We start from the raw sequence: 24174 nt of genomic DNA on the forward strand, positions 1-24174 counted from the left end.
ATCTCCTGGTCTCTTCTGTCGATGAGAGGAGCCCGGAACCGGCGGCGACCCGAAGAGATACGCAACAGCGCCCCGGGCCTTGACCGGCCCGGGGCGCCTGGGAAGTCGCTTGTCAGTAGCTCAAGCAGCACGACCATGGCAGCCGGACGGGCCGGTGCCATAGATAAAGACGAAGGTCATGCGCATGGACATGAGGCTGATTATGGGCTGGTTAGAATCGAAAGTCCAACCCTCCAGTTCCACCGCCGGAAGGCCGCCGAAGTGCCATCAGCGTCCCCTGCTGCCGCCCCCGACACCGTTCTGGTCGTCGACTTCGGCGCGCAGTACGCCCAGCTCATCGCCCGACGGGTCCGAGAGGCCCGGGTCTACAGCGAGATCGTCCCGTCCACCATGCCGGTGGCCGAGATGCTCGCCAAGAACCCGAAGGCGATCATCCTCTCCGGCGGACCGTCGTCGGTCTACGCCGAGGGAGCACCCAGGCTCGACCGTGCGATCTTCGAGGCCGGGGTCCCCGTCTTCGGCATGTGCTACGGCTTCCAGCTGATGGCCGTCACGCTCGGCGGCACCGTCGACAACAACGGGGCGCGCGAGTACGGGCGCACCGATCTGAACGTGACCAAGCCGGGCTCGACGCTCTTCGCGGGCACCCCCGAGCAGCAGCAGGTGTGGATGTCGCACGGCGACGCCTGCTCGGCCGCGCCCGAGGGCTTCACCGTCACCGCCTCCACCGGGCAGGTGCCGGTCGCGGCGTTCGAATGCGACGAGCGCAAGCTGTACGGCGTACAGCACCACCCCGAGGTGATGCACTCCACCCACGGTCAGCAGGTGCTGGAGCACTTCCTGTACCGGGGCGCGGGGCTGGAGCCCAACTGGACCACCTCCAATGTGGTGGAGGAGTCCGTGGCGGCCATCCGCGAGCAGGTCGGCACCAAGCGCGCGATCTGCGGGCTGTCGGGCGGGGTGGACTCCGCCGTCGCCGCCGCCCTCGTCCAGAAGGCCATCGGCGATCAGCTCACCTGCGTGTACGTCGACCACGGGCTGATGCGCAAGGGTGAGTCCGAGCAGGTCGAGAAGGACTTCGTGGCGGCCACCGGTGTGCAGCTGAAGGTGGTCGAGGCCGAGCAGCGCTTCCTCGACGCGCTCGCCGGGGTGTCCGACCCCGAGGAGAAGCGGAAGATCATCGGCCGGGAGTTCATCCGGGTCTTCGAGCAGGCCCAGGCCGAGCTGGTCGCCGAGGCGGGCGCGGCCGGTGAGGCCGTGGAGTTCCTGGTCCAGGGCACCCTGTACCCGGACGTGGTGGAGTCCGGCGGCGGCAGCGGTACCGCCAACATCAAGTCCCACCACAACGTGGGCGGGCTCCCCGACGACATCGAGTTCCAGCTGGTCGAGCCGCTGCGCCGGCTCTTCAAGGACGAGGTGCGCAACGTCGGCCAGGAGCTGGGCCTCCCGGACGACATCGTCCACCGCCAGCCCTTCCCGGGCCCCGGCCTCGGCATCCGCATCATCGGCGAGGTCACCAAGGACCGCCTGGACCTGCTCCGCGAGGCCGACGCCATCGCCCGCGAGGAGCTGACCGCCGCTGGTCTGGACCGCGAGATCTGGCAGTGCCCGGTGGTCCTGCTCGCCGACGTCCGCTCGGTCGGCGTCCAGGGCGACGGCCGCACCTACGGCCACCCCATCGTGCTGCGCCCGGTCTCCTCCGAGGACGCCATGACGGCCGACTGGTCGCGCCTGCCGTACGACGTGCTGTCGCGGATCTCGACCCGCATCACCAACGAGGTGGACGAGGTCAACCGGGTGGTTCTGGACATCACCAGCAAGCCGCCCGGCACTATCGAGTGGGAGTGACCGCCCGCTCCTGATCATCATCTGATCGTCAAACGCCGCTGCCGTCGCTCATTCGTTTGGGTGGCGGCATCGGCGTTCGTGCTCGGTACGCTGGCCCCACGGCCAAGAATCCCGTCCATGGGAGGAACCATGACCGCTGAGCCGCTGCACACCACCCCGTGGCCTGTGCCGCCGCTGGATGGCTACACCGTGGACGATTTGTTCAGTCTGCCTGATCTCCCGCCGCACACAGAGTTGATCGACGGGAGCCTGGTTTTCGTGAGTCCGCAGCGGAGTTTTCACGCCCTGGTGATCGAAGTGCTGCTGTTCGGCCTGCGGGGGACAGTGCCCGGCGACCGGCGGATCCGGCGGGAAATGAATGTGGTCATCAACAAGCGCCAGGCACCCGAGCCGGACCTCTTCGTGATTAGGGCCGAGGCCGTGATCGGTCCGGAGGAGTCGCGTTACGAGGTGAAGGATGTCGAGCTGGTGGTGGAGGTGGTCTCCCCGGAGTCGGCGGTGCGGGACCGCAAGCGCAAGCCGCAGCTCTATGCCGAGGCAGGTATCCGACACTTCTGGCGGGTGGAGCAGGGCGAGGACGGATATCCGGTCGTCCACGTCTTTGAGCTGGACGAGGCCACAGGCTCCTACGGCCTTACCGGTATCCACCACAACCAGCTCAAGCTGACCGTCCCCTTCACGATCGACATCGACCTCACCGAGATCGACCAGCTGTAAGAGGCCCCGCCCCTGGCCTCCTGCGATACCCGGAGGTAGCTTCCGCTCCAGCACCCCAGAGGAGCGGAGCTGCCGATGACGATGCCGATACCGCGGCCGAACCCCGAGCCGATACCGACCGATCAGCTGCACATCACGATGCCGCCCACCCACGCCTCCCTGGCCGACGAGCGGCGGTATCGCAAGGAGCGGCTGGCGGCGGCGCTGCGCCTCTTCGGGCGGTACGGGTACGAGGAGGGCGTCGCGGGGCACATCACCGTGCGCGACCCGGAGCTGACCGACCACTTCTGGGTGAACCCCTTCGGCATGCCCTTCGCCCACGTCACCGTGAGCGACCTGATCCTCGTCAACGAGGCGGGCCAGGTGGTCGACGGGCGCTACCACGTCAACCAGGCGGCCTTCGTCGTTCACTCGTCCGTGCATCGAGCCCGGCCGGATGTGGTGGCGGTCGCCCACACCCGTTCCGTCCACGGCCGGACCCTGTCCACGCTCGGTGAGCTGCTGGAGCCGATCACCCAGGACGTGTGCGCCTTCTTCGAGGACCATGGGCTCTACGACAGCAGCACCGGCATCGTCGTGGACGAGGAGGAGGGGCGCGGGATCGCGTCCGCGCTCGGCGCGTACAAGGCCCTCATCCTGCGCAATCGCGGTCTGCTGACGGTCGGCGACTCGGTCGACGCGGCCGCCTGGTGGTTCCTCACGATGGAGCGCGCGTGCCAGACGCAGCTGGCGGCGAAGGCGGCCGGGAAGCCGGTTCTCATCGATCACGAGAGCGCCGTGCGGACCCGTGAGCAGCTCGGAAGCGATCTTGTGGCGTGGATCAACTATCAACCTCTGTACCTGCAGATCACCCGCGGTGAGCCCGACCTGCTCAACTGAGACCCCTCGCGGTGCGGCACAATCCTCCCTCTACACATGTCAGTTGGGCGTACAGAACGAGTGAACGACGGAGCGGTGAGACCTCGTGGCGGTGGACACGACGAAAGACGCCACGAAGGCGAAGGCGAAGGCGGCGAACGGCCCCCACGGCCATGGGCACGCGGACCACGGCCCGGCGGGCTGTGAGTGCCCTCAGGGCGCCCGTGAGGGCCACCGGCGGGCGGTGGCCGCGTTCGTGGCCATGCGGGAGCGTTTCGCGGCCGGAGAGGGCCTTCCAGCGGCGCTCGCGCACTCCGCGGGGGCGTCCCGGCAGTGGGTCTCCGACGAACTCGCCCACGCGGCCCGTACGGTCTCCGACAGCGGCCACGCCGAGAGCACCGCATGGCGCGACGCGGTGTGGCGGCGGACCCTGCTGGTGGTCTGGGGCGCGGTCGGGGCGCTGCTGATCGGGCAGTTGGCGACGGCGCTCGGCAGCGGCTGGTCGGTCGCCCGCACCGCCGGGCTCGCCGCCGCCCTCGTCACCGGCGCGCTGCTGACCCTCACCGCCCGGCTGCACTACGCCAACGGCGGCCCGCTCGCGCCGCTCGTCGGCGAGGACAACCGGATGTCCACCTCCCGCTCCCTCGCCGCCGGCTGGCTGCTGTTCGCCGTCTTCTCGGTGCTCGTCCTGGCCGTCGAACTGGCCGTCGCCCCCGGCGACCGGGACCGGATCGCCGGGGGCCTGTCCCTCGGCCACGCCGCCGGGCTGCTCACGGTCACCGCGCTGACCTGTGTCGCCGCGGTGCTCGCCCGGCTCGTCGTCGCGGCCCGGGTGCGGGCGCAGCGGCTCCAGAAGGTCCGCGCGGTGCGCCCGCGCGCAGCCGACCTCCTCACCGACGACGCGGGCCGCGGCAGCTTCGCCGACGCCCAGTACGTCGTCGTCCACGCGGTCGCCCTCGCCTTCGCCGCCGTCCGCCTCGCCCGCGAACCGTGGCGGCTGCCGGAGCTGCCCTGGGGGCTGGTGCTGCTCGCCGTCGTCTCCGTGCTCATGTACCTGACCGGCAAGTACGCGGAGGGCGGTCGCCCGACCGTCCTGTCCGTCGTGCGGGTCCGCCCCGAGGAGGGCGGCATCGACCGCGACGCCCCGATCCGTACCGGCGACGACATCGAGATCCGCGGCAACGGCTTCGTGCCCCCGGGCGCGCAGGACCCCGACCGGCTGGCCCGGATGGTCGTCCGTATCGGCGCCGTCCACGTCCACGTACCGCTGGTGCCGGTGGCGGGCGGCTTCAGCAACCCGACCGATACGGCGCTGACCGTCCCGGTGCCGGTGGACGTGGAGCCGGGCCGGGTGGATGTGCAGGTGGTGACGGCGTCGGGGGCGGAGACGAACCGCTACCAGATCGACGTGCTGGACTGAGTAAGAATCCCTCTTCCCTCCGTATGGTTTTGATGACTGCGCAATGGGAGAGGCGGGCGTCATGAGGCATGCGGACCGAACGGTCGGAGGGGGCCCCGCGGGCGACGCGGGCAGTGTGAACGTGGTGAGCGGCATAGGCGGCCCGCCGACGGGCGGGGTGCGGGAGATGGCGGCGCGCTATGCGCTGCTGCCGCTGCGGATCTTCCTGGGTGTCACGTTCGTGTACGCCGGGATCGACAAGCTCACCGATTCGGCGTTCCTGGCCGACAGCGGCGCGGGCTCGATCGGCCAGCTGATGAGCCAGGTGCGCGACACCTCGGCCGTGCCCTGGCTGGTCGACCAGGCCCTGAACGCGCCGAGCACCTTCGGCTATGTCATCGCCTTCGGGGAGCTGGCCGTCGGCCTCGGCACCCTGTTCGGCCTTCTCTCCCGTCTGGCGGCTCTCGGCGGCGCGCTGATCTCGCTGAGCCTGTGGCTGACGGTGAGCTGGCAGACGGAGCCGTACTACTACGGGAACGACCTGGCCTACCTGATGGCCTGGCTTCCCCTGATGCTCGCCGGTGCCCCCTACCTGTCCCTGGACACGGTCTGGTCCAAGCACCGCCGCCGCCAGAACTCACAGCTCTTCACCTGAAACCTGACGGACACCCCCTAGGGGGTGCGGGAGATCAGGGGAGCCGGATGCCGTCGCGGACCTTGTCGAAGACCGGGCGGTACTTGCTCCACTGGTCTTCCGGCGCGCTGAGATAGATCGCGTACTCCTTGTCGCCCTCGTTGCCGAACCCCAGGTCGATCGCCCGGAACCAGCGGGCGCGGCCCTGGAACCGGAACTCCCAGATCGCCGCGGGTATGCCGCGGAAGGTGGTCTCCTGCAAGCGGGTCCGGTCGTACGCGAGGACCTCGCCCTTCAGGGCGGTCTCGACGTCCTCGAAGTGATCGACCTGGTCCTTGGCCGCGAAGTCCAGGACGTTGATCGACAGGCGGGCCATCTTGGTGGAGTCGAGGTAGCGGACCTCCTGGGTGCTGTCGACCTTGCCCTCCGAGTCGGAGTCCAGCGTCCAGTCGTCGGGCACCGGGAAGGACACCCCGAGGCTCTTGACCAGGTGGTAGCCCTCCGGGACAGGGGACGGGGTGACCGAGGGGGAGGCGCTGGGGGCCGCGTCCGAGACGGTCGGGCTGCCGTTGTCCGACTTCCACACATAGACGCCGCCCGCCACCATCACGACCGCCAGCGCCGTCCCGATGGCGGCCCACCGGGCCTTGTTGCGGGCGCCGGGGCCCTGAGGCGGCGAGGCGGGGGAGAACACGGGGGCCGGGATGGGCCGCTGCGGCGTGGTGTCCGACCGCTGCGGCTCCGGGACCGCCCGGCGGCCCGTCTCCGGCTGTGGCTGTGGCTGTGGCTGCGCCTGCGGCTGTGGCTGCGGGGGCGGGGCCGGAGCGGGGGGCGGGGGCAGCTTCGGGGTCTTCGTCAGGACCATGGTCGTGGCCGTACGGTCCTCCACCGGATACACCGTCGTCTCCGGCTCCGACGCCGGGCCGCGCAGCGCCCGTTCCGTCTCCTCCGCCGACGGCCGCTGCTCCGGCTCCTTCTCCAGCAGCGCTTCGATCAGCGGCGCCAGCGAGCCCGCCCGCCTGGGCGGGTCCAGGGGGTCCACGGCGATCGCGTACCCGGTCTCGATCGGCGTCGGCTTACGGAACGGAGCCCGGCCCTCCACCGCCTGATAGAGCGTCGCGCCCAGCGCCCACAGGTCGGACGCCGGGCCGGGCTTGCGGCCGCGCACCCGCTCCGGGGCGATGTAGTCGATGGAGCCGACGACCTCGCCGGTCTTGGTGAGGGTGGACGTACCGGTGGCCATGGCGATGCCGAAGTCCGTGAGCACGACCCGGCCGTCGGTGCCGAGCAGCACATTGCCGGGCTTGACGTCGCGGTGCAGGACGCCCGCCGCGTGGGCGGCGCGCAGGGCGCCGATCATGCCGCGGCCGACCCGGGCGGTCTCCTCGGGGGAGAGCGTGCCGCCCTCCTTGAGCAGGTCGCCCAGGGTCGTGGAGGGCACGTACTCCATCACGATGCACGGCAGCCCCTCGTCGTCCACGACGTCATGGACCACGACCACATTGGGGTGGGTGATGCGGGCCGCGCTCCGCGCCTCGCGGCGGGTGCGCTCGTGCATCGTCGTCAGTTCTTCCTCGCTGAGGTGCGGCGAGACGTGCAGCTGCTTGACGGCGACCTGACGGCCCAGCAGTTCGTCCTCGGCGCGCCAGACCGTACCCATGCCGCCGCGGCCGATCTGCTCGGCCAGCCGGTACCGTCCGGCAATCAGCCGACCTACGTCCGACACCGCACTCCCCTCCCGCTCCACGGCGGCCTGCTTCACGCATGTCGCGCTTGTTCGATCCGCCACGATAGTCGCCACGACATCGGGGATGATCTCAGGGAAGGCCCAGGGTTTCACCGGATGTCGCCGGAACGACCGTCTTGTCACCATGGACGCATGACCGATGCACCCACCGTGGCGGACGAAGGCGAGGGCGCGGCCGGTTCCGGCGAACCCCGGGGCACGCGGCCGCCGCCCTCCGCGAGCGCGCCGCTGCGGCGCGCTCGCGACCAGAAGATGATCTCAGGGGTGTGCGGCGGTCTCGGCCGCTATTGCGACGTCGACCCGGTGATTTTCCGGGTGGTCCTGTCCGTGCTCGCCGTCGCGGGCGGGATCGGCCTGATCGTGTACGGCTTCTGCTGGCTGCTGGTCCCCCTCGACGGGGAGGACGAGAATGAGGGGCGTCGTCTGCTCTCCGGGCGTGTCGAGGGTCCGGCGCTGACGGCTGTGCTGTGCGCGCTGGTCGGCTGCGGACTGTTTTTGTCCATGCTGAACAACGGCGGCGTCATGTCGTTCTCGTTCATGTTGTTCCTCGCGGTGGCCGGTGTCGGTTATTGGTCGCACCACCGGCGACAGGCGGAATGGTGCGGCGCGGTGGATCCGGCCACGGCGCAGGCCGTCGCGGACGCGCCCCCGGAGGCGAAGGCCCCGCCGACGCGGGGCGGCCCGGGGCCGTCGTGGTGGCGGGATCCGATCGTCAAGGACGGCACGACGGGGCCGCCGGGCGCGCGGTATCTGTGGGGGCCGGACGAGGGTCCGTACGACCGGGCCAGGGCGCGGGCGGAGCGGGCCCGGCGGATCCGCGACCGGTCCTCCATCGGCGGCTGGATCTTCCTGGTCGCCCTCGTCGCCGCGGCCACCGGCATCCGGCTGTCCTGGTACTCCCAACCGCTCGGCACCAGCCTGGAGATCGGCCTCGTGAGCGCGCTGGCGGTCTTCGGGACCGGGATGGTGGTCAGCTGCTGGTACGGGCGGACGGGCGCGGGCACCGCGATCATGACCGTCGTCACCTGCGCCATGCTGGCCGCCGCCACGGCGCTCCCCCGGTCGGTCACCACCGACTGGTCCCGCGAGACCTGGGCCCCGGCCTCCGCGGCCGCCGTACGGCCCTCGTACGAGCTGGGCGGGGGCGTCGGGGAACTGAAACTGGACCACTTCCGTCTGACGGAAGACCAGACCGTACGGACCCGGGCCGAGGTGGGCGCCGGAAAGCTGGCCGTCACCGTGCCCCGGGACGCCCGCCTCAAGCTGTCGATACGGACGGGCCTCGGCGACATCCGGCTCCCGGGTGAGCGCACCGACGACATCGACATCGAACCGGGACGGGAGCGGACCGTGACCCTCGACCCGAAGGGCGGGGCGAGCGCGGCACGCGGAACGCTGGTGCTGCGGCTGTCGATCGGGCTGGGGAACGTGGAGGTGACGCGCTCATGAAGCGGCATCCGGTGGAGCCGGGAAGGCTGGTGGCGGGCCTCGTCGTGCTGGGCGTGGCGACGGTGTACGGCCTGGACGCCGCCGGGGAGTGGAACGTGCGGTCGCTCGTGCCGCTTGGGGTGCTGGTGGTGGGCCTGTGCGTGGCGGGCGCGGTGTCGACCCTCACGTACCTGGCCCGTCGGAAGCGGGCCCGGGGAACGGAGAGTTCGGCGTGACCCTTCCGACGGTCGACGACATCCGCGCGCTGCACGAGAAGCACGCGCCGACGCGTGAGGCGTTCGAGCTGGTGTACACCCACTGCGAGATCGTCTGGAGCATCGCCGAGCAACTGCTGTCCGCCGCCCCCCACGCCCTCCGCTCCCGCCTCGACGCCGACCTCGTCCGCGCGGGCGCCCTCCTCCACGACATCGGCGTCTACCGGCTCTACGACCACACGGGCCGCCTCCGCGTCGAGGACTACATCCGCCACGGCGTGCTCGGCCACGCGATCCTCCGCGAAGAGGGCTTCCCCGAGCGCCTGTGCCGCTTCTGCTCCTGCCACACGGGCGTCGGCCTCACCCGCCACGACGTCGAGCACCAGAACCTGCCCCTGCCGCCGGCCGACTACGTGGCGGAAACGGCCGAGGAGCGGCTGGTGATGTACGCGGACAAGTTCCACACCAAGACCACCCCTCCGGCCTTCGTCTCCTTCGACACCTACGCCAAGCACGTGTCCCGCTTCGGCGACCAGAACGTCGCCAAGTTCCACACCCTGCGCACCCACTTCGGCGAACCGGACCTGTCTCCACTCGGCGCCCGATACGGCCACGCCCAGACCTGACGCCGGGGGCGGCCCATGCGGGCGCGCCGCCGCGGCGGGGGTGTGTGGGGCGGAGCCCCCCACTGTGGCTCCAAGGGGGCGCCCTGTGGGGCCCAGGGGCGGAGCCCCGGCGGGGTGTGGGGCGGAGCCCCGCTTGGGGGTGTGGGGGCGGAGCCCCCGTCGGGGTCCGGGGCGGAGCCCCGGGTTCGGGAAGGGGCGGGGTGGGGGATCGGCCCGCCGCAGGCGCCCCGCCCCGCTCCGCGCGCCCCGGCGCGCTCCGCTCCGGGAACGATCAGGGTCGACCCTGATGTCCGTACCCCGGCCCCCGTGTGACGATCGGAGGCATGACCGCCCCCGCACCCCCGACCACCCCCACCCCCGTCGAGCCACCCCCGCGCAAGCTCTACCGCAGCGCCGAGGGCCGACTCCTCGGCGGCGTGGCGCGCGGGCTCGCCGGGCATCTGGGGCTGCCGGTCGCCTGGGTACGGATCGGCTTCGTCGCCCTGATCATGGCGGAGGGCTTCGGCACCCTCCTCTACGCGCTCTTCTGGTTCATCGTCCCCCTCGGCGTCGGCGGCGTAGGGGAGACGACGACCCGCCCGCTCACCACCGTGGGCCCCGACGGACGCCGCCGGATCCTGGCCCGCAGGCCGGAGCGCGGCCAGATCATCGCCCTCGTCGCGCTCTTCATCGGCATGGGCATCTTCGTGCAGGGCGTCCAGCTGGGCCGCGCCAACACCTACATCTGGCCGCTGCTCCTCGTAGGGGCGGGCGTCGCCCTGTTCTGGCGGCAGGCCGACAACGCCCGCCGCGCCCAGTGGGTGGAGCTGAGCCGCAGCAAGCGGGTACTGCCGCTGGCCCGGGCGGGGGCGGGGGTGGTGCTGGTCGGCGCGGGGGTGACCGGGATCCTCGTCCTGCAGGGCTCGGCCCGGCACCTGGGCGCTGTCCTGCAGGCCGCCCTCGCGGTGATCGTCGGCATCGCGCTGCTGGCGGGCCCGTACGTGATCCGGATGACGCAGGACCTCTCCGAGGAGCGCCTGATGCGCATCCGCGCCCAGGAGCGGGCGGAGGTCGCGGCGCACGTCCACGACTCCGTACTGCACACCCTCACCCTGATCCAGCGCAGCGCCGAGGACCCCCGCGAGGTGGCCCGGCTGGCCCGCGCCCAGGAGCGGGAGCTGCGCGCGTGGCTGTACAAGCCGGAGGGCACCGGCAAGGACGAGGCGGAGGAACCGGACACCCTCGCCGAGGCGGTCAAGGCGACGGCGGCGGAGGTCGAGGACCACCACGGCGTCCCGATCGAGGTCGTGGTGGTCGGCGACTGCCCGCTGGACGAGAAACTGGCCGCCCAGATGCAGGCCGCACGCGAGTCGATGGTGAACGCCGCCAAGTACGGTGGCGACGGCGGGGCGGTCCAGGTGTTCGCCGAAGTCGAGGGCGCCACGGTCTTCATCTCCGTACGCGACCGCGGCCCCGGCTTCGATCTTGACGCGGTACCGGACGACCGCATGGGCGTCCGCGAATCGATCATCGGCAGAATGCAGCGCAACGGCGGCACGGCCAGGCTGAGGTCCGCGCCCGACGGGGGCACGGTAGTGGAGCTGGAGATGGAGAGGGCGGCGACGACATGACCGAGGCAACGGGCGGTATGGGTGATACGGGCAACGGTACGGACGACGCCCGCCGGTGCCGCGTCGTCCTCGTCGACGACCACCGGATGTTCCGTACGGGCGTCCAGGCCGAGATCGGCGAGACGGCCCGTACCGGCGTCGAGGTGGTCGGCGAGGCGGCCGACGTCGACCAGGCCGTCACCGTGATCACCGCGACCCGCCCCGAGGTGGTGCTGCTCGACGTCCACCTCCCCGGCGGCGGCGGGGTCGAGGTGCTGCGCCGCAGCGCCGCGATGATGGCGGCCACGGAGCGCCCGGTGCGCTTCCTCGCCCTGTCCGTCTCGGACGCCGCCGAGGACGTCATCGGCGTCATCCGCGGCGGCGCCCGCGGCTACGTCACCAAGACGATCACCGGCACCGACCTGGTCGACGCGATCTTCCGCGTCTCCGAGGGCGACGCGGTGTTCTCCCCGCGCCTCGCGGGCTTCGTCCTCGACGCGTTCGCCTCCACCGACGCTCCACCCGTCGACGAGGACATGGACCGCCTCACCCAGCGCGAGCGCGAGGTGCTGCGCCTGATCGCGCGCGGGTACGCGTACAAGGAGATCGCCAAGCAGCTGTTCATCTCGGTGAAGACGGTGGAGAGCCACGTCTCGGCGGTCCTGCGCAAGCTCCAGCTCTCCAACCGCCACGAACTCACCCGCTGGGCCACCGCCCGCCGACTCGTCTGAGGTCTGAGGAGTCAGTCGCCCAGCCGCGCTGCGATGGCGGCAGGCAGCGCGTGCGACGCCTCGGCGTCGTCCGCCGCCCAGCAGACGTAGCCGTCGGGCCGGAGGAGCAGCGCGCCCGCGCCCAGGTCGGTGGCGCACTTGGCGCGTACGAGGTCGACTCGTCCCGGCAGCGTCACGTCGTCCGGGACGAGCCCGGCCACGTCCAGCAGCACGGCGTGGCCCGCGCCGAAGAGGGCCGACAGCCGGGTCGGGCCGTCCGGGGTGGTCAGCTCGGCGTCCGGGACCCGGTGCCCGGTGAGGGGGTGCGTACCGGGTACGTCGTAGTGGAGGGCCAGCCCGGAGATCAGTCCCGTCAGGTACCGGTTGGTGTCCGGTAGCCGCATCAGGTCGATGAAAACGTCCCGAAGGGCCGCCACGTCCTCGCTCGGATTCGGGTCTGCCAGTACGCGCTGAGCGGCGGTGTGGTGCAGCACCCTGGCCGCGACCGGGTGCCGTTCGGCGTGGTAGCTGTCCAGCAGCCCGGCCGGGGCCCGGCCCTGGACGGTCGCGGCCAGCTTCCAGCCCAGGTTGAACGCGTCCTGGACGCCGAGGTTCAGACCCTGGGCACCCAGCGGTGGGTGGATGTGCGCGGCGTCCCCGGCGAAGAGCACCCGGCCGTCCCGGTACCGCTCGACCTGCCGGGTCGCGTCCGAGAACCGCGAGGCGTTGTCCACTCCGCCGAGCACCGTCTCCTCGCCGTACACGGCCCGTAGCGCGGCGGTGATCTCGTCCTCGCCGACCGGGGCGTCCCGGGTGGGTTCCGCCGCCGGGTCTTCGTTCCCGAAGGTGAGTCGGTAGCGGTCGTCGCCGAGCGGGATGAGCATGGCCCAGTAGCCGTTCGCCTTGTGCGTCAGCGCGCTGATGTGCCTCCGTTCGCGCGGCACCAGCGGCGATGCCGCCGACAGCCGGATGTCCGCGAGGACGGCCAGAAACGTTCCGGGCCGCCCCGGGAAGGGCATGCCGAGCTTCTTGCGCACGGTGCTGCGTCCCCCGTCGCACGCCACCAAATACCGCGCCCGCACCCGCAGCCCGCCCTCGGCCGTGACGGTCACCCCGTCGTCGTCCGCCTCGACCGCCGTCACGGCGGCATCGCGCCGTACCCGGGCCCCGAGCGCGGTGGCCCGCTCCTCCAGCACCTCTTCGATCTCCCACTGCGGGAGCATGACCGGGGACAAATGCCGGGTGTCCCACGGCCCGCAGTCCAGCGGCACCGGCAACAGCGCGAAGTTCGCGCCGACCGGAGGACCGTCGAACGCTCGGTTCCGCATCGCTTCCAGCAGCCCGCGCGACTCCAGCAGTTCGGCGGTACGGGCATGGATCGCACCGCCCTTCGTCTGCTGGTTGCGGCTGGGCAGCTTCTCCAGCACCAGGGTCCCCACCCCGGCCAGTGCCAGTTCGTGCGCGAGCGTCAGCCCGGTCGGCCCGGCCCCCACGACCACGACGTCGGTCTCGATCTCGTTCATCCCACGCTCCCCTTCGTGTTTCTGCACTCGGTAAATAAGTACACCAAGTGCAGAACTATTCCAAGTGCAGTTCGGTGGGGTAACGTGGGCATCGTGACGACCGAGAGTCAACCCGGCCTGCGCGAACGCAAGAAGCAGCGGACCCGTACGGCGATCTCCGACGCCGCCATCGCCCTCTTCCTCGAACACGGCTTCGCGCAGGTCTCCGTCGCCCAGATCGCCGAGACCGCCGAGGTCTCCAAGCGCACGCTCTTCGCGTACTTCCCGACCAAGGAAGACCTGGTCGTGCACCGCATGGCCGACCACGAGGCCGAAGCCGCCCGGGTCGTACGCGCCCGCCCTGCGCACACCGCCCCGCTGGCCGCCCTGCGCGACCACTTCCTCGACGGCCTGCGCCGCCGCGACCCGATCACCGGGATGAGCGACCACCCCGCCGTCCTGGCCCTCACCCAGCTGATCTACGGCACCCCGGCCCTGATCGACCGCATGCAGCGCTTCAAGGCGGGCGGCGAACGCGCCCTCGCCGAGGCCCTGCGCGACACCACCGACGCGTCGGACCTCACCGCCCGCGTGGCCGCCGTCCAGATCATCTCCGTCCAGTGGGCGCTGTCGGCGGACAACTTCCAGCGCCTGGCGGGCGGCGAGCCCGCCGACGGGCGCTACGAGGGCGCCGTACGCGACGCCGAGCACGCCTTCGGTCTGCTGGGCGGCGGCCTCGCAGGGCTTACGTAGTCACCTTCAGCTCGAACCACACCGTCTTGCCGATGCCGCACGCCCGCGGATGCGCGTCCCACGCGTCCGCGAGCGCCGCGATCAGCTCCAGCCCCCGCCCCGACTCGTCCTCCGCCGTCGCCTGGCGCGGCTGAGGCATTACCTCGCTCGCGTCCGATATCTCGGTGCAGCACGGCGACGTCGGTCTGGGTCTCCGGGGCCTGCCACGTACGAGCCTGCTCACGCAGCAGCGCCCGCGCCCGGCCCGCGCTGCGGGGGTGGCGGGGAAGTCGCCACTCGATGTCCATCGGAAGTGGGGGAGTTGGTGCATTCATGACCGGAATGCTGCTGGTCAGGCGTACTGTCCCGCAGTAACGACGTCGGTACGCAGCGTATGCGTACCGCAAGTGCCTCATGGGAGAGAGGGCGCGATGAGCGTGACGGAGGGTGGTTCGCAGTCGCCGATGTCCTGGCGGTACTGCGGAAACCAGATCAAGCTGTGGCGCATGCAGGCCGGGATCAGCCGCGAGGCGCTGGGCAAAGAGGCCAATTACGAGTACGAGACGGTCAAGTCCATGGAGCAGGGGCGCCGCAAGCCCGCGCTACGGCTGCTCCAGGTCGCGGATCAGATGTTCGGCGCGCACGGGCTGTTGCTGGCAGGTCAGGAGTACCTGAAGCCGGATAAGTTCGCGTCGTATTCGGAAGACTTCATCCGGTACGAGGGCGAGGCGGTCGTCCTCAACGGCTTCGAAGCACTGGTCATCCCGGGACTGCTTCAGACGAAGGAGTACGCCGAGGCTCTGATTGGCGACCACTGTCCGCCGCTGGATGACGAAACGATCGATGCACGGGTCGCGGCCCGGCTGGAACGGCAGGCTCTGCTGGACAAGCAGACCAGGGCGTTCAACTTCCTGATCGGGGAGGCCGCCCTGCGCTTCCCGATCGGCGACAAGGACATGCATGTACGGCAGCTGCACCACTTGCTGGAGGTGGGCAAGCGGCGCAATGTGACGATCCAGGTCGTGCCCTTCGGGGGGACACACCCGGGACTGCTGGGCCCCTTCGTGCTGCTGGAGACGCCCGACCACGAGCACCTCGTGTACGAGGAAGGGCAGACCACGGGGGTGCTGTACGCCGACCCGCCGAAGGTCAGCATCATCAACCAGCGCCATGCCATGATCCTCCGGCAGGCCTTCAGCCCCGAGGAGTCAGCGAACTTCATCAGAAGGTTGGCGGAGGAGCAATGAGCGACGAGCTGGCATGGTTCAAGTCCAGCTACAGCAACAGTGAGGGCGGCAATTGCGTAGAGGTCGCCACCTGCCCGCACACGGTCCACGTCCGGGACTCGAAGCTCAACTCCGGACCGCAGCTGGCCCTCGCCCCGGGCGCCTGGGCGGAGTTCATAGCCTTCGCCACCACCGCCGTCAGCCCCGCTTAAGCGCCACGCCTCCGTACATCGCGACTTCCTCGTCCCGGACCCCCTCCGTGGCCGCGTCCGGGCGCCAGTGGTGGAGCAGGGTCACACCGGGGTCGATCAGATCCAGGCCGTCGAAGAAGCGCTCGGCCTCGGCCTTGTCCCTGATCTGGAGGGGGATACCGCGCTCGTTGTACTCGCGGCCGACCCCCGCGACCTCCTCCGGGGCCGTGTCGCCGGTGAAGACGGTGATGGCCAGCGCGCTGCCGGGCGCCAGCTCGGCCATCAACCGCCGTACCAGGCCCTGTGGATCGTCGTCGTCCATGACGAAGTGGACGATCGAGATCAGCGACAGCGCGACCGGCTGCTTCAGGTCCAGCGTGCCGTGCAGGGCGTCCGCGCCGAGGATGGAGTCGAGGTCGCGGATGTCCGCGTCGATGTACTCGGTCCGTCCCTCCGGCGTACTCGTCATCAGGTGCCGGGCGTGGGTGAGGACGATGGGGTCGTTGTCGACGTACACGACCCGGGACTCGGGGGCGGTCTCCTGCACGACCTCATGGAGGTTCGGGGAAGTCGGGATGCCGGTGCCGATGTCCAGGAACTGGCGTATGCCGTGCTCCCGCACCAGATGGCGGACCGACCGGTGCATGAAGTGGCGCGCCTGCTTCATCGAGATCGGCAGGCAGGGCCAGGCCCGCGCCGAGGCGTCGCCTGCGGCGCGGTCCGGCGGGTAGTTGGTCTTGCCGCCCATGAGGTAGTCGTAGACGCGAGCGGAGTGCGGGATGTCCGTACGGAGATCGACCGGCCGCTGGGCGAACTGCGACTTCGATGACATCCAGTCTGTTCCTGACATCTTCAAGCGCCCCGATCGTCAATCTGCGGCAATCAGCTAACCAGTTGCGGTCACCAGTCATCGTAGGCGGCGCCGAGCTTCGGGCGCCGAGACCTGTGTGCATTTATCTAAGGAACGGTGCGCGGGCACAACCCGCGCCTGCTTCTTGTGGGCACTACGTGATCGACGTGCTGGAGTCGAGGATCATCAGGTTGCCGGGGTCGGGGAAGGGGACGAAACCGGCCTTGGCGTAGACGTCATGGGCGTCGAGCGTGGACAGCAGCACCCGCTTGAGGTTGTAGGGCGCGAGGTGGTCACGGACCGCGGCGGCCAGCCAGGTGCCCAACCCCTTGCCGCGGTGCGCGGGCGCTACGTACACATCGCAGAGCCAGGCGAACGTCGCCTGGTCGGTAAGGAAGGACGGACGGCATGGCGAAGAGCGCCCTTCTGTTGATGGACGTCCAACAGTCCATCGTCGACATCGCCGAGGCCGACGCCGCGTACCTCGCACGGCTGGCCCGCGCCGCCGACGCGGCCCGGTCGGCCGGCATCCCCGTGATCTACGTCGTCATCGCCCTGCGCCCCGGCGCCCCGGACGTCGGCACCCGCAACAAGGTGCTGAACGACCTCGTGCGGGACGGCCTGTTCATCGAGGGAGACCCCGGCACGGAGATCCACCCCGACGTCGCGCCCCGGCCGGGCGACATCGTGGTCGTTAAGAGGCGTGCCAGCGCCTTCTCCGGCAGCGACCTCGACCTGGTGCTCAGGGCCCGGGGCATCGACAGCCTCGTACTCACCGGCATCGCCACCGGTGCCGTCGTGCTCACCACGCTGTGCCAAGCCGCCGACCTGGACTTCGGCCTCACTGTCCTGGCGGACGGCTGCCTAGACCCCGACTCGGACGTGCATCGATTCCTGCTGGAGAAACTCTTCCCGCGCCTGGCGGACGTCACGACCGTCGACGCCTGGTGTCGGACCGTGGCGCGCTGAGCTTCGGGCGCCGAGACCTGAGCGCTCTTTCTGAGGAACGGGTGGGTTGGATAACCCACCCACCCTCCCCGTGCACATAATGTGACCGGTTTGCGACGCACGGTGGTATCGGTCTAGCGTTCGCGGCGACAAGCAAACGGCCCCGGCGGTGCGCCAACACCAATCCGGGGCCTGACCTACAAGATCGAAAGCAACTCGATCCCATGGCTTCAGCCGACTGTATCGCTGCCCCGCACACCTCCGCACACCCCCAGGCCAACCCCGGCTACGGCAAGCGGAGCGCACCCAGCCAATCCCCTCGTCGCGCCGACGACTTCGCACATCTGCCCAAGCGTGAGGCGGCCATCGCCGCGTACATCGACCGGTTGCCGGACGGTGCCGCGATTGACGCCAAGACGCTCGCCAAGTGCCTCCCCGACTACGGCCAGATGGCCTGCGCCACCGCCCTGCGGCGGCTGTCGGAGGCCGGTCATCTGCGGCGTATCCGCGAGCACCACATCACGGAAGACGGGGCGCGCTGGGTGACCCGTACGTTCTTCTCGCGGACGGCGCGCGGGGAGGAGTGGTGGGAGGCGTTCGTACGCGGCGACGCCGCGCCGGAGCCCAGCCCCGCCACCGTGCGCACGGCCGCCGCTCCCACCAGAACCCCTGGGTACGACGCCCTGGCGTCCCTGGGGCGTGCGGACCCCCGGATGACCCTCTCGGCGGCCGACTGCGCCCGCCTCGAACCCCTCGCCGCGCTCTGGCTGGCGCGTGACGCCGACCCCGCCCGCCTGGTCCAGGCGCTGACGTCCGGGCTGCCTGTGCCGGTGCACAGTCCAGCGGCGCTGGCCCGTACCCGGCTGGAGGCCAAGCTGCCGCCGGAGCCCGTACCGCGACCCGTACCGAAGCCCCGGTCGGAGGTCACCATCAGCCGCCTGCTGGAGTGCACCGACTGCGGCCGCCCCGGCCCACCCGCCGCTCTCCCCGGCGGCCTCTGCCGCCCCTGCCGGGGCGAGGTGGAGCCGCTGCCGCCGAGCGGTATCGACGTCCACGACTGGACGAGCGGCTGCGAGCCGCCGCCCGCGACGCGAAGGGGTGAGCGCATGACCTTGCAGGACGCGCCACCGGATGCCGGGGCACCATGGGTGCGAGGAGGCGAATCCATGACCCCTGGCACGACCGACCGGCCGCAGATGAGCATCGAGGAGTTCGAGCAGCTCGCCCGCACAGCGCCGGAAACCGTCACGCTTGAATTCATCGGTGGAAAGCTAGAGGTCAAGCCCGTGCCGGACGGGGATCACGACGACATCGTCATGTGGCTCGTCGAGAAGTGCATGCAGCAGCGTCCGGACTTGTGGCTGTACCGGGAGCGGGGGCTGAAGACGGAGGGCTACCGCAAGGGCCGTGTGCGTCCGGACGGCACGCTGGCGCCTCGCAAGCACTTCGGGGGTCATGGCGAGTGGTCGGACACCGAGGGCGTCCTGATGGCCGTCGAGGTCACCTCGAACGACGCGGACACGGACCAGCGCGACCGCCTCGACAAGCGTGACGGCTATGCGGCCGCAGGCATCCCGGTGTACCTCCTGATCGACCGGGACGACTGCACGGTCACCGTGCACTGCGAACCGGAGGACGGGAAGTACCGCAGCCTGACGACGCGCCCATACGGTGCGGTGATCAAGATTCCCGACCCGGTCGGGATCACCTTGGAGGCGGAAGAACTCAAGGACTACGCCTCATGAGCACCGTGTGAGCCCGTGTAACGTCCGTAGACCTCGTGGGCGTCGAGCGTGGACAGCAGCACCCGCTTGAGGTTGTAGGGCGCGAGGTGGTCACGGACCGCGGCGGCCAGCCAGGTGCCCGACCCCTTGCCGCGGTGCGCGGGTGATACGTACACGTCGCAGAGCCAGGCGAAGGTCGCCTGGCCCATGACGACGCCTCTTCGCTGTCTCCGACCGCGAAGAGGGGAAACCTCACCGGCATCGCTACAGGTTCCGAGGCGAGTGATATACCCCCCGGGGGTACTTGCCGTGACCGTCTGCATCGGGTTAACCTCTCGTCAGATGAATACCCCACCGGGGTATATGAGGGAGGGGAACAGTGATGAACGAGACGAACTGGCACCTCAAGGGCGAGTGGTTCGACGTGTGCAGCTGCTCGATGCCCTGCCCTTGCACCTTCGCGCAGGCTCCGACGAACGGCGCTTGCCTGTTCACGCTCGTATGGCAGATCCATGAAGGGCACTTCGGGGATCTGCGCCTGGACGGCCTGGGTGTCGTGGCGCTTGGCGAGTTCGCCGGGAACATGTGGGTTGATGACCCTGACGCCACGATGACGGCGATGTTCTACATCGACGCGAAGGGGACGCCCGCACAGCGGGACGCGCTGGAGGAGATCTTCCGCGGCAACGCCGGGGGGTGGCCAGGCACCTTCGGTTCACTGATCAGCGATGTGCGCAGCGTGCAATACGCCCCGATTCACTTCGATGCCGCGCCGGATCTCGCGTACTGGCGGGCGACCGTGCCCGACAAGGTGAGCGTGGGTGCCACGGCGCTGACCGGCCCGACCTCCGACCCCAAGCGCCGGGTGCAGTTGATCAACGCTCCCGGGGCCGAGGTGGGGCCCGGCCAGGTCGCGACATGGGGCGTGGTGAGTGCGGACCACGCCGAAGGCTTCGACTTCTCCCGCGAGTACCGTGGCGGATCCAGTAAGCACTTCCCGTTCGACTGGCGGCCGGACGCATGACGGCCCGCACTGCCTGACGCACCCTCAGTGCGCTCTCCGACCCCTGGCCGCCTTGTGTGCGGCCAGGGGTCGGCTGCTCCCGCAGGGTGCGCACGGGCCTAGCGAGGGGTGGCGCGCAGCCAGGCCAGCACCTGGTCGGCATGCTCGTTCGGCGGGAAGACCGGGTAGAAGACGTGCTCGATCATGCCGTCGCGGATGATCAGCGTCAGGCGTTTGTAGAGGGTCAGCCCGCTCACCTCGAACGTGGGGAGACGGAGCGCCTGGGCCAGGCTTCGTGTCGGGTCGGAGAGCATGTCGAACGGCAGGTGGAGGCGTTCGACGACCTCGCGCTGATAGTCGGTGTCCTGGCTGGACAGGCCGAACACCCGGACCGCGCCCGCGTCCAGCAGCTCCTGGTAGTGGTCACGGAAACCGCAGGTCTCGGGGGTGCAGCCACGGGCGCCGGGGATCGTGTCCCAGCCTTCGGGCAGGTCGGTGCCCGGGCGGCCGGTGAGCGGGTAGACGTAGAGCACCGTCCGGCCCGCGCCCAGCCGGTCGAGCCGGACCGTCGTGTCCCCGGTACTGCGCAGTTCCAGGGGCGGTGCGGTCGTGCCGGGCAGGTGGGCGGCCGCGCCGTCGTCCTCGGGGACGGGAAGGTCGGCGGGCAGCCGTAGGTAGTCGTTCATCGGGTTCGCTCCTCCGTCGGGCGCTCCGGGCGCTTCGGGCGGTGAGACACGACTGTTGCGGTGGGCGGCCTCCTGGAGGTGCCCGATCAGCGCCGTACGGCGGGCCGTGAGCCCCGCGATGCGCTGCGTCAGCTCGTCGATCGCCTGCCGGTACTCGGCCAGCGAGGCCGGGCAGTCGTCGGCGTGCTGATGACCGACCGCCAGGCAGTCGAGGAACGGCCGGGTGCGCTCCATGGGAATCCCGAGGCCGCTGAGGGCCCGGATCTCCCGCGCGAGCCGTACGTCGTGCTCGCCGTAGTCCCGGTAGCCGTTGGCCAGCCGTCCGGGCGTCAGCAGCCCCAGCGACTCGTAGTAGCGCACTGCTTTGGTCGTCACACCCGCCCGGCGGGCCAGCTCACCGATCCGCATGTCTCTCACCTCGATGAACGCTAAACCTTGCCCCCGAGGGTAAGGTCAAGCCCCATCGAGCCGGTCATGGGTGCTTGACCGTGACACCGTGTGAGGCCGTGGACTGAGAGACATCATGTTCACCATCGGAGATTTCGCCCGGCACGGGCGGGTGTCGATCCGGATGCTGCGTCACTACGACGCGACCGGACTGCTGCGTCCCGCCCGCGTCGACCCCGCGAGCGGCTACCGGTACTACACCGCCGCCCAGCTCGCCCGGCTCAACCGCATCATCGCCCTCAAAGACCTCGGCTTCACCCTTCAGCAGGTGCGGGAGATCCTGGAGGAGAAGGTCACCACCGAGGAACTGCGGACGATGCTGCGGGTGCGGCGGGCCGACCTGGAGGCCGAGATGACGGCCGCGGCGGCCCGGCTGGTACGGGTCGAGGCGAGGCTCCGGTCCATCGAGAGCGAGGGACAGATGTCGTCCAACGAAGTCGCGGTGAAGAGCCTGCCGGGCGTGCGCGTCGCCGAGTTGACCGGTGTGGCGACCGGATTCGACGCCATCGGACCGGTCATCCAGCCGCTGTACGGGGAACTGCTGCCGCGTCTGGCGGCGGCCGGGATCACGCCGACCGGGCCCGGGGTCGCCTACTACGAGGACGCGCCGGAGGGCGGGGTCCTCATCCACGCCGGGATCGAGGTCGCCGCCCCGGTGCGGGAGGACGACGGGCTGCGGGTCGTGGACCTGCCGCCGGTCGAGCAGGCGGCGACGATCGTCCACCGGGGGTCGATGGAGACGGTCCTGCCGACCATCCAGACCCTGGGCCGCTGGATCGAGGCCAACGGCTACCGGTCGGCCGGATACCCCCGGGAGATCTACCTGGAGTGCCCGGAGAACCAGGACGAGTGGGTGACGGAACTCCAGGAGCCGATCACCGCTGTGTGAGCGCGGCTTCCTCCCGTGCCGCTTGGTGGCTCTTGGCTGGTGTCCAGGAGGAGCCCGCCGCAGGTGCGCTGCTCGCAGCGCTTGATCACGCCGTCTTCGTGGTGCGCGCCGAGCGTCGCACGGCGTCCACGGCGACGACGGCGAGTGCCGCGCGGGCGGGGTCGGCGTCCGGGAGCCGCCACCGCGCCCGCCCTCCGGTGAGGACGAGCCGGGCCCGGTGACGCGCGGTCCAGCGGTTGAGCAGGTCCTCGTCGGCCGGGTCCGGCACGTCGTCGGCGGCGATGGCGGTCCCGGCCCGGTGGATGGCCTCGCGCAGTTCGCTGTGCGTGGCGACGAAGCGGAACGACGTCGGCATGTGGATCGGCTACGCCCTCGCCGCCGACCAGGGGGACGCGGTCGAACGCCTCGGCGCCCTGCTCGGCCCGGTGACCGATTTCGCGCTCAGGCGGGGCTCAGGCGGGGCGGGCCGCGCCCACGAAGGGCATCTGGTCGATCGGGGCCACCCGGACCGGGGCGCCGGGGCGCGGGGCGTGGATCATGAGGCCATTGCCGATGTAGAGGCCGACATGGCTGACGCCGGAGTAGAAGAAGACCAGGTCACCGGGGGCCAGTTCGCCGCGCGAGATGCGGCGGCCCGCGTTGATCTGGGTGTAGGTGGTACGCGGCAGGGACACCCCGGCGGCGCGCCAGGCGGCCTGGGTCAGCCCCGAGCAGTCGTAGCCGTACGGCCCGGTCGCGCCCCAGACGTACGGCTTGCCGATCGCCCCGTGCGCGAAGGAGATGGCGCGGGCCGCCCGGCCACCCATCCCGGCGGGGGCGGGGGAGTGGTGCCGGGGCTTTGCCGCGGTGTGGGCGTCCTGGGCGGCGCGGAGGCGGTCGCGCTGCTCGCGGGTCAGCTTGGCCAGCAGCGCGTCGGCCGCGGCCAGCTTCTCCTGGATCGCGTGCTTGTGGCGGGCCGTGGCCGCCTGGGCGGCGCGCAGCGTACGGAGCCGGTCGGCGGCCTCGCCCCGGACCCGGCGCAGCGACCGCTCCTCGCGGGTGATGCTCGCGATGGTCACCGCCTGGCGGTCGCCCGCGCGGTCGGCGAGCGAGGCGCGCTGGAGGTACTGGCCGGGGGAGGCGGAGAGGGCCAGCTGAAGGGTGGGGGCGACGGTGCCGGAACGGTACTGGGCGGTGGCGAAGGCGCCGAGGGCGTTGCGCGCGGTGTTGAGGCGGGCGGTGCGGCGGCCCGCCTCGTCGCGTAACCGGTGGAGCGACCGCTGCGCCCGCTCGGCCGCGGCCCGGGCGCCGTCGTACTTCTCGGTGGCCTCCTCCGCCTCCCGCTGATACGCGTCGACCTTCGCCTTCACCTGGGCGGACGTCAGTCGGGGCTCGGCGTGCCCGATGCCCGGGAGGGCGGCCGCGGAGGCGGCGCCCGCGAGGGCGAGGGTCACGGCGGTGCGGACGGTGGTGCCGGTGAGCGACGGGCGGTGCCGCTGCTTCGGCTTCGTGGGGGGCTGCGGCGCCACTGCGGCGATACACCTTTCGTGCGGGGACAGGGGTGTGCTTCCTGGAGGGGAAACTAGGCCGGTCCGCGGCACGGTGTGCTGACATGAACGGAGGTGGACGGATTCGTCCTCACGGTGCCGTCTGCTGATCACGGGGATGGCGTGGGGAGGGCGGGATCGGGGCGGCTGTGACCGATGTGCCGATCGGGGTGCACCCGGGTGACTGGCGGTGATATGAGCGGCGCTAGTCTCCGATGCCATGGACGTACTCATCAATGTGTTCGTCGGCCTGCACATCGTCGGCATCGCCGCGCTGCTGGGGGGCTTCCTCTCCCAGCTCACGGCGGTACGCGGGGGCGGCGCGCGGATGACTCCGGGGATGCTGCACGGCGCCCTGACCATGCTGGTCACGGGTGCCGTACTGGTCGGGCTGAACCAGGCGGACGATCAGACCGTCAACACGGTCAAGATCGGCATCAAGCTGGCGCTGCTGATCGTGATCCTGGGCCTGGTGTATGTGAAGCGGGACGAGGAGAAGGTGGAGCCCGCGGTGTTCGGCGCGGTCGGCGCGCTGACGACGGTGAACATCTTCATCGCCGTCCTCTGGACCTGATTCTCCTGACTCCCCTGACCTGCTCCGCCCCCTTCCGGTGGGCCAACCCGGGGGCGCGAAGGGGCGGAATGGGGGAAATCGCACCTGTAAGCGCAACCCGACGCA

The 24174-nt window shown here is 70.7% G+C and carries 25 protein-coding genes and 2 pseudogenes; 18 read left to right on the forward strand and 9 right to left on the reverse strand.

Translation table 11 applies throughout. The features are described from left to right. The first annotated feature begins 261 nt into the window (after positions 1–261). The 5 genes from guaA to ACZ59A_RS22825 all read left to right on the forward strand — a co-directional run bounded on the left by guaA (position 262) and on the right by ACZ59A_RS22825 (position 5477). Positions 262–1848 carry a glutamine-hydrolyzing GMP synthase gene (gene guaA / locus ACZ59A_RS22805; RefSeq protein WP_470961116.1) on the forward strand — a complete coding sequence of 529 codons (1587 nt, stop codon included), beginning with the start codon at positions 262–264 and terminating at the stop codon, positions 1846–1848. A gap of 129 nt (positions 1849–1977) precedes the next feature. Further along, on the forward strand, positions 1978–2565 hold the full coding sequence (locus ACZ59A_RS22810; RefSeq protein WP_470961118.1) for a Uma2 family endonuclease: 588 nt from the start codon (positions 1978–1980) through the stop codon (positions 2563–2565). Between the two features lie 75 nt (positions 2566–2640). Further along, the gene (locus tag ACZ59A_RS22815; RefSeq protein ID WP_470961120.1) at positions 2641–3444 is read left to right on the forward strand and encodes a class II aldolase/adducin family protein; all 804 of its coding nucleotides are present in this window, start codon (positions 2641–2643) and stop codon (positions 3442–3444) included. 91 nt (positions 3445–3535) lie between these two features. Next, positions 3536–4843, forward strand: a complete 1308-nt coding sequence (locus ACZ59A_RS22820; protein WP_470961122.1) for a hypothetical protein — start codon at positions 3536–3538, stop codon at positions 4841–4843. A gap of 61 nt (positions 4844–4904) precedes the next feature. After that, positions 4905–5477: a DoxX family protein gene (locus tag ACZ59A_RS22825; protein ID WP_470961124.1), complete on the forward strand. Its 573-nt coding sequence runs from the start codon at positions 4905–4907 to the stop codon at positions 5475–5477. Positions 5478–5511: 34 nt separating this feature from the next. On the opposite strand, the gene ACZ59A_RS22830 is transcribed toward ACZ59A_RS22825, so the two are convergent. Beyond that, on the reverse strand, positions 5512–7182 hold the full coding sequence (locus tag ACZ59A_RS22830) for a serine/threonine-protein kinase (RefSeq protein WP_470961126.1): 1671 nt from the start codon (positions 7180–7182) through the stop codon (positions 5512–5514). A 153-nt stretch (positions 7183–7335) separates the two neighbouring features. Between ACZ59A_RS22830 and ACZ59A_RS22835 the strand changes: the two genes are divergently transcribed. The 5 genes from ACZ59A_RS22835 (at position 7336) to ACZ59A_RS22855 (ending at position 11792) form a co-directional block, all read left to right on the forward strand. Beyond that, complete coding sequence (locus tag ACZ59A_RS22835; RefSeq protein WP_470961128.1) at positions 7336–8652, forward strand: PspC domain-containing protein; 1317 nt, start codon at positions 7336–7338, stop codon at positions 8650–8652. Next, entirely contained in the window at positions 8649–8867 is a 219-nt protein-coding gene (locus tag ACZ59A_RS22840) for a hypothetical protein (RefSeq protein WP_470961130.1), read from the forward strand. Before ACZ59A_RS22835 ends, ACZ59A_RS22840 begins: the two co-directional genes overlap by 4 nt. After that, positions 8864–9472, forward strand: coding sequence for an HD domain-containing protein (locus tag ACZ59A_RS22845; protein WP_470961132.1), 609 nt, complete (start codon positions 8864–8866; stop codon positions 9470–9472). The genes ACZ59A_RS22840 and ACZ59A_RS22845 overlap by 4 nt, the downstream gene beginning before the upstream one ends. A 323-nt stretch (positions 9473–9795) precedes the next feature. After that, entirely contained in the window at positions 9796–11082 is a 1287-nt protein-coding gene (locus ACZ59A_RS22850) for a PspC domain-containing protein (RefSeq protein ID WP_470961134.1), read from the forward strand. Further along, positions 11079–11792, forward strand: a complete 714-nt coding sequence (locus tag ACZ59A_RS22855; protein WP_470961136.1) for a LuxR C-terminal-related transcriptional regulator — start codon at positions 11079–11081, stop codon at positions 11790–11792. Before ACZ59A_RS22850 ends, ACZ59A_RS22855 begins: the two co-directional genes overlap by 4 nt. An 11-nt stretch (positions 11793–11803) precedes the next feature. Here ACZ59A_RS22855 and ACZ59A_RS22860 read toward each other — a convergent pair whose 3' ends face one another. Beyond that, entirely contained in the window at positions 11804–13294 is a 1491-nt protein-coding gene (locus ACZ59A_RS22860; RefSeq protein ID WP_470961138.1) for an FAD-dependent monooxygenase, read from the reverse strand. 93 nt (positions 13295–13387) lie between these two features. On the opposite strand from ACZ59A_RS22860, the gene ACZ59A_RS22865 reads away from it, so the two are divergent. Further along, complete coding sequence (locus tag ACZ59A_RS22865) at positions 13388–14026, forward strand: TetR/AcrR family transcriptional regulator (protein WP_470961140.1); 639 nt, start codon at positions 13388–13390, stop codon at positions 14024–14026. Here ACZ59A_RS22865 and ACZ59A_RS22870 read toward each other — a convergent pair. Next, a complete protein-coding gene (locus ACZ59A_RS22870; protein WP_470961142.1) occupies positions 14019–14165 on the reverse strand; it encodes an ATP-binding protein in 147 nt (48 codons plus the stop codon). The genes ACZ59A_RS22865 and ACZ59A_RS22870 overlap by 8 nt on opposite strands. Positions 14166–14436: 271 nt before the next feature. Between ACZ59A_RS22870 and ACZ59A_RS22875 the strand changes: the two genes are divergently transcribed. Both ACZ59A_RS22875 and ACZ59A_RS22880 read left to right on the forward strand, forming a co-directional pair. After that, positions 14437–15252: a helix-turn-helix domain-containing protein gene (locus ACZ59A_RS22875; RefSeq protein WP_470961144.1), complete on the forward strand. Its 816-nt coding sequence runs from the start codon at positions 14437–14439 to the stop codon at positions 15250–15252. Then, complete coding sequence (locus ACZ59A_RS22880) at positions 15249–15443, forward strand: DUF397 domain-containing protein (protein ID WP_470961146.1); 195 nt, start codon at positions 15249–15251, stop codon at positions 15441–15443. Before ACZ59A_RS22875 ends, ACZ59A_RS22880 begins: the two co-directional genes overlap by 4 nt. On the opposite strand, the gene ACZ59A_RS22885 is transcribed toward ACZ59A_RS22880, so the two are convergent. Both ACZ59A_RS22885 and ACZ59A_RS22890 read right to left on the reverse strand, forming a co-directional pair. Next, positions 15430–16254, reverse strand: a complete 825-nt coding sequence (locus ACZ59A_RS22885) for an SAM-dependent methyltransferase (RefSeq protein WP_470961148.1) — start codon at positions 16252–16254, stop codon at positions 15430–15432. The two genes, ACZ59A_RS22880 and ACZ59A_RS22885, sit on opposite strands and share 14 nt — an antisense overlap. Before the next feature lie 172 nt (positions 16255–16426). Further along, positions 16427–16666: pseudogene (locus ACZ59A_RS22890) on the reverse strand (GNAT family N-acetyltransferase); the annotation flags it as partial. A 14-nt stretch (positions 16667–16680) separates the two neighbouring features. On the opposite strand from ACZ59A_RS22890, the gene ACZ59A_RS22895 reads away from it, so the two are divergent. Together ACZ59A_RS22895 and ACZ59A_RS22900 are read left to right on the forward strand one after the other, a co-directional pair. Continuing rightward, positions 16681–17241 (forward strand): cysteine hydrolase family protein, encoded by a 561-nt coding sequence (locus ACZ59A_RS22895; RefSeq protein ID WP_470961150.1) that lies wholly within the window; start codon positions 16681–16683, stop codon positions 17239–17241. Positions 17242–18386: 1145 nt separating this feature from the next. Continuing rightward, a complete protein-coding gene (locus ACZ59A_RS22900; protein ID WP_470961796.1) occupies positions 18387–18965 on the forward strand; it encodes a Uma2 family endonuclease in 579 nt (192 codons plus the stop codon). Here ACZ59A_RS22900 and ACZ59A_RS22905 read toward each other — a convergent pair. Beyond that, positions 18953–19159 (reverse strand): annotated as a pseudogene (locus ACZ59A_RS22905) (GNAT family N-acetyltransferase); the annotation flags it as partial. The gene ACZ59A_RS22900 and the pseudogene ACZ59A_RS22905 sit on opposite strands and share 13 nt — an antisense overlap. 167 nt (positions 19160–19326) lie before the next feature. On the opposite strand from ACZ59A_RS22905, the gene ACZ59A_RS22910 reads away from it, so the two are divergent. Beyond that, positions 19327–19968: a DUF1326 domain-containing protein gene (locus ACZ59A_RS22910; RefSeq protein WP_470961152.1), complete on the forward strand. Its 642-nt coding sequence runs from the start codon at positions 19327–19329 to the stop codon at positions 19966–19968. 98 nt (positions 19969–20066) lie between these two features. On the opposite strand, the gene ACZ59A_RS22915 is transcribed toward ACZ59A_RS22910, so the two are convergent. After that, positions 20067–21041 (reverse strand): redoxin family protein, encoded by a 975-nt coding sequence (locus ACZ59A_RS22915; protein WP_470961154.1) that lies wholly within the window; start codon positions 21039–21041, stop codon positions 20067–20069. Positions 21042–21156: 115 nt separating this feature from the next. Between ACZ59A_RS22915 and ACZ59A_RS22920 the strand changes: the two genes are divergently transcribed. Continuing rightward, positions 21157–21969, forward strand: a complete 813-nt coding sequence (locus tag ACZ59A_RS22920; protein WP_470961156.1) for a MerR family transcriptional regulator — start codon at positions 21157–21159, stop codon at positions 21967–21969. Between the two features lie 85 nt (positions 21970–22054). On the opposite strand, the gene ACZ59A_RS22925 is transcribed toward ACZ59A_RS22920, so the two are convergent. Both ACZ59A_RS22925 and ACZ59A_RS22930 read right to left on the reverse strand, forming a co-directional pair. Beyond that, complete coding sequence (locus tag ACZ59A_RS22925) at positions 22055–22324, reverse strand: ABATE domain-containing protein (protein WP_470961158.1); 270 nt, start codon at positions 22322–22324, stop codon at positions 22055–22057. Positions 22325–22421: 97 nt separating this feature from the next. Further along, positions 22422–23486, reverse strand: coding sequence for a C40 family peptidase (locus ACZ59A_RS22930; protein ID WP_470961799.1), 1065 nt, complete (start codon positions 23484–23486; stop codon positions 22422–22424). Between the two features lie 229 nt (positions 23487–23715). Here ACZ59A_RS22930 and ACZ59A_RS22935 point away from each other — a divergent pair, with 229 nt between their 5' ends. After that, entirely contained in the window at positions 23716–24069 is a 354-nt protein-coding gene (locus tag ACZ59A_RS22935; RefSeq protein WP_470961160.1) for a hypothetical protein, read from the forward strand. Positions 24070–24174 lie beyond the last annotated feature (105 nt).

The sequence above is a fragment of the Streptomyces sp. NPDC040405 genome (assembly GCF_055595765.1).